Origin of the sequence: Microcoleus sp. OTE_8_concoct_300 (assembly GCF_031383065.1) — a bacterium.
GTDB lineage: Bacteria > Cyanobacteriota > Cyanobacteriia > Cyanobacteriales > Microcoleaceae > Microcoleus.
On record NZ_JANMZH010000917.1, the window covers coordinates 1 to 8,199 of the forward strand.

An 8,199-nucleotide genomic window follows, 5' to 3' on the forward strand; every position below is an offset into this window, starting at 1 on the left:
AAATCTTTGACACCATCTATCGAAGCAGGGGGGCATCGCGGCAGGGGTTGTCTCTTTCATTGGTCATTCTTTAACGTTATATGCTTGCTATGCAAGCATTATAACGTATTTTTACCGTATTTTTTGTTTAAGTCCCGCTAAATATGTTCTGAGGCGGAGTGTCAGTGGTTATCTCCTTAGTGCCAAGGATTCTGTCATTGCCAGCAAGAGTATTAGTAATCCCAGTATTGAGTATTTCTTCTACCCCAGACGCGGGGACAATATCATCCTCGTCAGTAAACGTTAGATTTGAAAGTTCGATCGCCATAGGAAGACCTCGGTTAAGAGAGGAACGAAAGAATGTTGGATGTTATACCTTATATTTTTATCCCTATCTACAAGATTCTATTTGGTAGCGTTTTATTTCTTAACATAGCCACAGCTATTTTGATAAGAAAGCTTGTTCCTAGAGGTTTATCTTCCTAGCAGTATTCATAGCCATCGGCTTTTTACGCCCAGATAGAAATAGAAAGGGTAAGCCAGAATTATCTAATTGCAATTGCCGTAGCGTTCGCATTGCTTCCCCACTGATGGGATGGGTTGCGGGTCTTGACCCCTTTAGCCTATTAACGGGTAAATAATCTATTGTGGAACCTCCTGTTACTCTCGTAGATTTGCCAATTTCATTTGTCCTGAAATTGTGCCTGTACCTCATCAAATTAAGATTACCTATAATATTTACCTATAAATCAAGGCAATATATAAGTGATTATTTTTCCTTAAATGTGTGCCAGCTCAAGGTTAACCTAAATCCTCATCTAGGGCTTGGAGCCGCTACAGCTAGGTCAGGAGGCGTTGCTGATTTACGGTATGAAAGGCTAAATATGCCAGTTATAGAAACCAGTATCCACGAGGAGACTGAGGTTGTGCCATTTCCCTAAACGGATTTGTTACCTTCTGCTAGCGCTTCTAAATAATCATTCCGGAGTTGCTGGTTATGGTATGAAAGGCTAAATATAGAACCCATTTGACATCTTTTATTAAAAAATAAGGCACACAAACAAGCCGTCTTACATAACTCAATAGCCACAAGACGAGAAATCATAGGGCGATGATGGCAAAAAAGCTGAAGCCATATCCCACAAGGTTCACCCTTACAGCAATAGATGTCAAATGGGTTATATAGAAGTCCTAGAAACCAGTATCCACAAGAATTTTGGATTTGTAACTGATTTTTTTCATACCCTGATTAAGCCACGCCTGTTTTCAGTCTGATAATGAGTGTCACTTAAATGAGCTACCACAAATGAGTGTCATTTAAATGAGCTACCACAAATGAGTGTCACTAAAAAAAGCGACTGACAACACATTGCTAACAAAAGTTATACCTGTAGAACAACCATTGAAGTCAAGCGAAAGTTACTAACAGCTCATTACATTCTCAGCCTAGAAGTCAGTACAAAGCTGATTTTGATGGAATTATCAACCTAATAAAAATATCCCAAGAGGAAATTAATTGTGACTACACCTAAACTTACAATCAACATAGAGCCTGTAGAGTCAGGCAAGGCGGTTTATCTGCCTATCGCCGCCATGACAGCCGACCAAAAGCAGTTAGTCAAGATTGTGCTGCGCTTGCAAATCACGAATGGTGAGAGTAAGACGATCCACATCAACGCCATTCAGTTTTCATTCCCCGGTTCTCAAGTGCCAGCCATCAACATGCAAGCTGTCAATCTTGACATCAACCCAGGAAACTCAGCATTATGGTCAAACGGGGTCGTAAAGTTGGATAACAACACAATGGCGAGCAACGTAGTTTATCTGCCTGCCCCAGGACCGTCAAAGGTAACAGTAAGTGTCTCGTGCAGCGATTTCAGTTCGCCAGCGACCATCACAATAGACCTGGCACCCCATAAAAGTCCTACACCACAGGGGGCTTATCTGTTTCCGTTCAGCGCCAGCGACCTGCGCGTCGGCGAGTATTTTGTGACCTCGGCGCAACACTGGGCAAACGGCGGCGCTAATGGAAGCCAGATTTTGGCTCATGACATTGGCGTCCAAGCTCTAAACCCAGATAACAATAAGTGGAGCGATCTGCTTCCTGGGCAGTCTGGCACCAAGAATGAGGATTATCGGATCTGGGGCAAGCCCGTCCGCGCTGTCGCAGATGGCACCGTCGAAGAATGGCATGATGGCATGGAGAACAACACCACGCTGGGAAAATTTCCAGATCCAACGCCCAACCCAGGTGGAGGTAATAATATCTGGGTTCGGCATGGTGACGAACTCGTTTTCTATGCTCATTTCCAGAAGAATACTATCCCTGATGCCCTAAAGCAAAAAGGTGCGGTGGTCAAAGCCGGACAAATGATCGGACTTGCCGGCAACTCTGGGAACTCAACCAACCCCCATACCCACGTTCAATGCCTTAAGAACAGCACTTCGGGTCCGTTGCGACCGATGCCGTTCCGCAATGCCTGGGTCATTGATCGCAACAGTTTCAATCCACCTAACCCGGATGGCCCGTGGGTTCAACTCACTGGTCAGGGCATCTCAAAGGAGGCTGTAGCTATCTGGCCATCAGAGAGCAAACCTGCCTGGTATCCACCCGGTTGGGGCGAGGTAGCACACTTCGGAATTGCAGAAGCTCAGTACCAAACTATCTTCAACCGGGTGACATCTTCTGGCTATCGCCTCATCTGGGTTGATGGCTACGAAGTCAACGGCAAGACCTTTTTCAACGCAATCTTCCGACCTGCTGACGGTACCGCCTGGGTCGCCCGTCACGGACTCACAGGAGTTGAGTATCAGAAAGAATTTGACACTCGCACGAAGGAAGGGATGCGTTTGCTCAACCTAAGCAGCTATTTGAGTGCGGGTTCAATCCGGTACGCCACAATTTTTGTCAAGGCGAATGGTGTCATCTGGAAGGCTTACCACGGTCTGACGGCGGAGCAACACCAAAACCAATTCAATAACTGGATAGCGGAGGGCTTCCGACCCGTGAACGTATCGGCTGTGTCGATTTCTGGTCAACGTTCTTATGCGGCTTTTTACGAGAAGAGTGATGTCGGCTCGTTCGTGGTCAAAAGCTTCCTCACACCGGAGCAATACCAAAACGAGTGGAACGATAACGTTGCTGTTGGTCGGCAACTTGCTTATCTGAGTGCTTACGAGCACCTCAACGAAGTGAGATTTTCCGCAATCTTCCAGCAAAAGGTGATCGGTAGTGGTCAAACTGTCGGTCGCCATCACTTGACCAGCGCACAGATGCAGGACGAGTACGATAAGTGGCTCGGACAAGGTTTGCTCACTCGCGTAATCGCTGGCTACCAAAGGGGTAACCAACATCAGTTTGCAGCAGCTTGGCGTAAGAATTAGCTAACACGCGTCTACGATGCAGATGTTTACAAATTCAGGGACATTCCCGCGTAGGGAAGAGTCAATAAAACTCTTCCCTGCTTGGAATTAAATATCTATATTCCGCGCGTTCTCTAGCTGCTTGAATTCCCCCATTCACAATAATTGCTGAACAAATGGGGGAATTGAGCCAAGAAGCGATCGCCCCACCTCAAATGGCAAAGCCATAGTCGAGGAAAGCCCAGAAATATTGTCAAAGACTAACCATGTTTCAATGCGAGCATTTTGCTTTTCATCAACATCAATAAACAAAAGGAGATAATTCCATGACTGCAAATTCTTTGAACGTAAGAGATTTTGGTGCTTTTGGCGATGGAGTCACCGATGACACCATGGCGATTCAAGATGCCATTAATTATTTGCTCGGACATCCCAATTCCAACCGTCAGCTCTATTTTCCAGGAGGAACCTATAAAATCACCAACTCCTTGTTCATTTTAAAAATTGTCAATACCCCTCCAAATCAACCTCGTTACGACTTTGTTGGATTAGAAATTTGCGGGCAAAAACCATCCTCTAACCTACCAGGGCAGGACACAATCCTTGTCCCAACGTTCAATGACAAGCCAGCAATTGTCCTGCAAGCTGTTCAGGGAGTTACTATCAAAGACATTGCCATTCGCGGCAAAAACGACTATTCACAGTCGCTGAAAGCATCCGATAATTTCAAGGCATTATTAGACGATTCTACATTCGTAGTGAATGGCTGTAGAGATAACCGCTACTCCCCTTATGCGGGCATTTGCATTGACCCTTATTTCCCTTCAGTACCCGATACAGAACGCTATCCTGGTCAATCCTCTTATTACATTAGTGGCGGTACGAGTAGTTCTATTACGATAGAAGGATGCCTAATAAATGGTTTTGTAACGGGAATCGTTCTTGCACCAAATGGTGCTACTAACCATGCTGCGAAGGTCTTGATTAAGGACTGCATTTTTGAGTTAAACAAGGTATCAGTAGCCATTTGTCAAGCGAGTGTTGATCATGTAATTTTGCAAAACATAGCATCATTTGGGAATCACTTTTTTGTCAGTACCTTAGATTATGGTAGTAAACTTGGTACTGCTCCTTTTATCAATGGTGCCAATGTCAGCGCAACGAAATATTTGTTCCATATGGGTACCACTTATGGACTTACAAGCATAATATCTTTATATGCTCAGAATACGCTCAGCATGGGATACATTAGTCCTGGTTATTCCTCTGTTAATATGCCAGCGACATTTGTGGGATGTCAATTTGAATTTATGGATACTCACCCCGCCATAGATACTCATTTGTGGTCTTTTGCCCCCATAAACTTTATTGGCTGCGCTTTTTCTACCAATTCGAGAAAATCACCCATCAGATTTTTTAACAGTAATGTCTTCAAGTTTTCTTCCTGCTTTTTCTTGAATCACACTGTTGGTGGATTGGACGAAAATGATAAAAATCAAACTCACTATGGTGAGGAGTTATCCCTAGGATTTTCGGCCCCGATTGGTGTAAAGATGGAGGATACAATAGTCCGAGATTTAACGTTTGGCTCTATTATCAGACAACTGGGTTCTTCCTATAACTCTCCCAAAATTGCCATTCTAAATGGCTACTCGATGCCTAACGGTAGCCAGATTATGGCTGATGATTTAAATGCCACTCTGCTCGTCACATCTTCCCAAATCAAAGAGATTCACATCGGGAAGGTAAACCTGACAGCCGACGGGTTGGGTAATGCTACTTTTACAGTCAGTAATCCAGGGGTACTAAAGCGAGGAGATTTGGTGTCTTACTACGCATTACCTTTCCAAGATGCTGGTTTTGTTGGAGAACACTATCCGGGCGATTATCCTTATCAGAATCCAGGGGTAATCGGACAGATTGCCAAGATTGAGGGTTCAACTGTGACATTAGAATGGGTAGCTAAGTCAGTCAGCTCAGGTACTGCTGATATTAGCGTTAAATACATCCCACGATTTCACGAAGAAACAAAAGGTGATGTCACCCAGGGCAATGCGACTATTAAAAACGTGTCAAAAGCTGATGCGTGGCGCAAGGGAGATAGAATTTCTGGAGATGGTATTCCAGTAGGAGCTTATATTACTGGCATTGATTTCTCGCAATCTTCCTTTGAAATCAGTGTTTCTGCTACCAAAACAACAACACGAGTCAGACTCTATGATGCGGATGTTTACAAATTCAGTGGCATTCCTCTGTAGGAGAGAGTCAATATAGCTTTTATCACTAAATTGGAGTACAGAAACCCTGTAGGGACGGACATTTTGTGTCCCTACCCATGTAGTACACGCAAGGCCAGAATTGCTGATCAAACTATTCCCTACATGAATTAGGTATCTATACTCAGCGATTCTGGTATCGCCTGCACCTTTTGAGAAAAATTGACCTCTAGCTTTGATAAAGGCTGGAGGTTTTTTGCGTGGGGTGCGATCGCCACCAAAAACGCTCTGTAGGGTGCAAAATGAGCCGCTCAGCAAAATCGATTTCCTCATCTAGGACAGGACTTGAAACCGTTACAGCTTCATCAGCATATTCGCTTATTTTGACCCAAGGCTTGGAACCGCTACAGCTTCATTAAGTCGCCTGCAATAAATCCATATATAGGTGCTAGGTAACTGTCAGGGGTTACACAAATGATTATGTAAGTGTCAGTCGTCCCAAAACCCCTCAAACCGATGCGTTGCTAGCTGGGTGTAACGGACTGTGTGGTGGATGTTAGCGTGTCCCAGATAATTCTGAATATAGATAGCGTATGGGTAACTGTCAAGGGTTATAGAAAGAATTTTAGGTAGAGCCACGGTAAACAAAATTATAACCCTACCTCCCATGGTTCCACAGCCAAGTATCGCAGCAAGTGACCTCTACATTGATATTGTAGCGCTGTTGCCCGAGAGTAGGCGATATCAAGGGTTCTGAAAATTATTTGATTATTAGCTTTAAATTTCTGATACGGTAGGGGTGAGGTTTGACAAACTAAGTTTACGTTACTTCAATTTTCAATTACCACTGGGATATGTCGAATATGTTTTTTAGACTTGCCATAGCTGTTATCACCTCTGTATTGATTATTGCAACGTCAATGATGTTTCCGGGTATTACCGCAGAGAAAACGGTGAAACCTAAAGTGCCGGGTGTCTATCAATTCGAGTTAGGCGATTTCAGAATTACCGCCCTCAGCGACGGCACAGTGCCACTGGATCTGCATTCCGTCCTGACAAATACGAACCCGGTAGAAGTTGATCGCCTCCTGCATCACAGCTTCCTTACAAACCCCGTTGAAACTTCGATCAATGTATTTCTCATCGACACTGGAGACAAGCAGGTGTTGGTAGACACAGGTTCAGGGGAATTGTTTGGGGAACGGGGCGGCAAGCTACCGATGTCGTTGCAGGCAGCAGGCTATAGGGCCGACGATATCGATATTGTTCTCATTACTCATATCCATCCGGATCACAGTGGGGGTTTGGTTGTAGGCGGTCAACTCATGTTTCCTGCTGCTATGGTCTATGTCGGCAAACCCGATATCGATTTTTGGCTTAATCCTGCTAATGCAAAGCGATCGCCAAACTATCAAAAATATATCAACGAAGCAATTAAGACAGTCAAACCCTATCTCGATGGGGGCAAGCTGAAGCCGTTTTCCGGCGAGACGGTGATTTTACCTGGGATTACTGCCCGCCCCACACCAGGACATACGCCCGGGCACAGTTTTTACTTGGTGGAAAGCAAAGGTGAGAGTATCGAGTTTTGGGGCGATATTTTGCACGTGGCCTCGGTTCAATTTCCGAAGCCCAAAATCACGATCGAGTTTGACGTCGATCCTAATGCAGCAGCAGCGCAACGGGCGAAACAATTTGCCGAGGCAGAAACATCCCGTCGTCTCGTAGCACCCGCCCATGTGTCTTTTCCAGGAGTCGGTCATATTCGTGCGGACAATCAGGGCTATGCCTGGGTACCTGTGGAATATCGCTAACCTGAATAATGAGCTTTTGTCGCAAAAAGAGTAAGGCATTGAACCGTCCAGATATTCTGCTATTTATCGTTTAGTTTTTATGTCGCACCCTCGCTTGTGATAGTTGCGTAGGTATTGTGGGTAAAAATTTTCGTCTGGTTAGCTAAAAAATTCAGCACATCCTGAGTAGTCGTGCGGATGCGAACGGCTACTTGGGCGATCGAGATTCGATAATTTGAAACAATTGAAGTTATCCCAAAAAAAATGACAAACCCCAAGCCAACTGACTACGCTCCTCTTATCCGTGCTGCTGCTGTTGGCGGCGAAGGAAAGCATCAATAGTTAAAGGGTTTGTTTAGAGGCAATGCAGTTGTGGTTGCTCTGCACAGTATGGCTCATCAAATTCAACTAGCTATTCCCTTAGTCGTGCTTTCCTCTACTGGCGATGTCAACTGTACGATAGAGCAAGATAATTCAGGTATCGTCGCCTATTTTTTTGATACCACAGATAGGGGAAATGGAGCATCTGAAGAAAGCGGGAGACATCTACCGTTATTTGCTGTTAAAGCAATGTCTCTAGCCTTAATTTGCGAGTGTTCTGACGGGTGTCCTAAATGCTTGACTCAACTTGGCTGTCCCCAATAAAACCAGGGGCTGCACAAGAAAGTAGGTTTGTTTTTGCTTGAAGTTATAGCAGCAAATTATTCTATTTAACAGCCTATAAAGTAGCATTACATCTACTTAGCGGGACTAAAAAAAATACGAAATTTCGTTTTCGATGGCGAACACGCTCACGCTGGAAGACTGTAAACTCACCTTTAAAATAAGTAAGGAATGAGAATTAAATA

5 protein-coding genes are annotated in these 8,199 nt (G+C 44.5%); 4 read left to right on the forward strand and 1 reads right to left on the reverse strand.

Translation table 11 applies throughout. The annotated features are described in order from the left end of the window. Nucleotides 1-127: 127 nt before the first annotated feature. Nucleotides 128-307, reverse strand: coding sequence for a hypothetical protein (locus ACUVJL_RS39180; RefSeq protein WP_445250746.1), 180 nt, complete (start codon nt 305-307; stop codon nt 128-130). Between the two features lie 1,190 nt (nt 308-1,497). Here ACUVJL_RS39180 and ACUVJL_RS39185 point away from each other — a divergent pair. The 4 genes from ACUVJL_RS39185 (at nt 1,498) to ACUVJL_RS39200 (ending at nt 7,996) form a co-directional block, all read left to right on the forward strand. After that, nucleotides 1,498-3,363 carry a peptidoglycan DD-metalloendopeptidase family protein gene (locus tag ACUVJL_RS39185; RefSeq protein ID WP_445250747.1) on the forward strand — a complete coding sequence of 622 codons (1,866 nt, stop codon included), beginning with the start codon at nt 1,498-1,500 and terminating at the stop codon, nt 3,361-3,363. A gap of 305 nt (nt 3,364-3,668) precedes the next feature. Next, entirely contained in the window at nt 3,669-5,600 is a 1,932-nt protein-coding gene (locus ACUVJL_RS39190) for a glycosyl hydrolase family 28-related protein (protein WP_445250748.1), read from the forward strand. Nucleotides 5,601-6,412: 812 nt separating this feature from the next. Then, nucleotides 6,413-7,372, forward strand: coding sequence for an MBL fold metallo-hydrolase (locus tag ACUVJL_RS39195; RefSeq protein WP_445250749.1), 960 nt, complete (start codon nt 6,413-6,415; stop codon nt 7,370-7,372). A gap of 351 nt (nt 7,373-7,723) precedes the next feature. Continuing rightward, entirely contained in the window at nt 7,724-7,996 is a 273-nt protein-coding gene (locus ACUVJL_RS39200) for a DUF1998 domain-containing protein (RefSeq protein ID WP_445250750.1), read from the forward strand. The last annotated feature ends 203 nt before the right edge of the window (nt 7,997-8,199 follow it).

Coding starts and splice junctions, on each gene's coding strand:
- ACUVJL_RS39190 (WP_445250748.1), top strand. CDS start 3,669: ATGACTGCAAATTCTTTGAACGTAAGAGATTTTGGTGCTTTTGGCGAT.
- ACUVJL_RS39180 (WP_445250746.1), bottom strand. CDS start 307: ATGGCGATCGAACTTTCAAATCTAACGTTTACTGACGAGGATGATATT.
- ACUVJL_RS39195 (WP_445250749.1), top strand. CDS start 6,413: ATGTCGAATATGTTTTTTAGACTTGCCATAGCTGTTATCACCTCTGTA.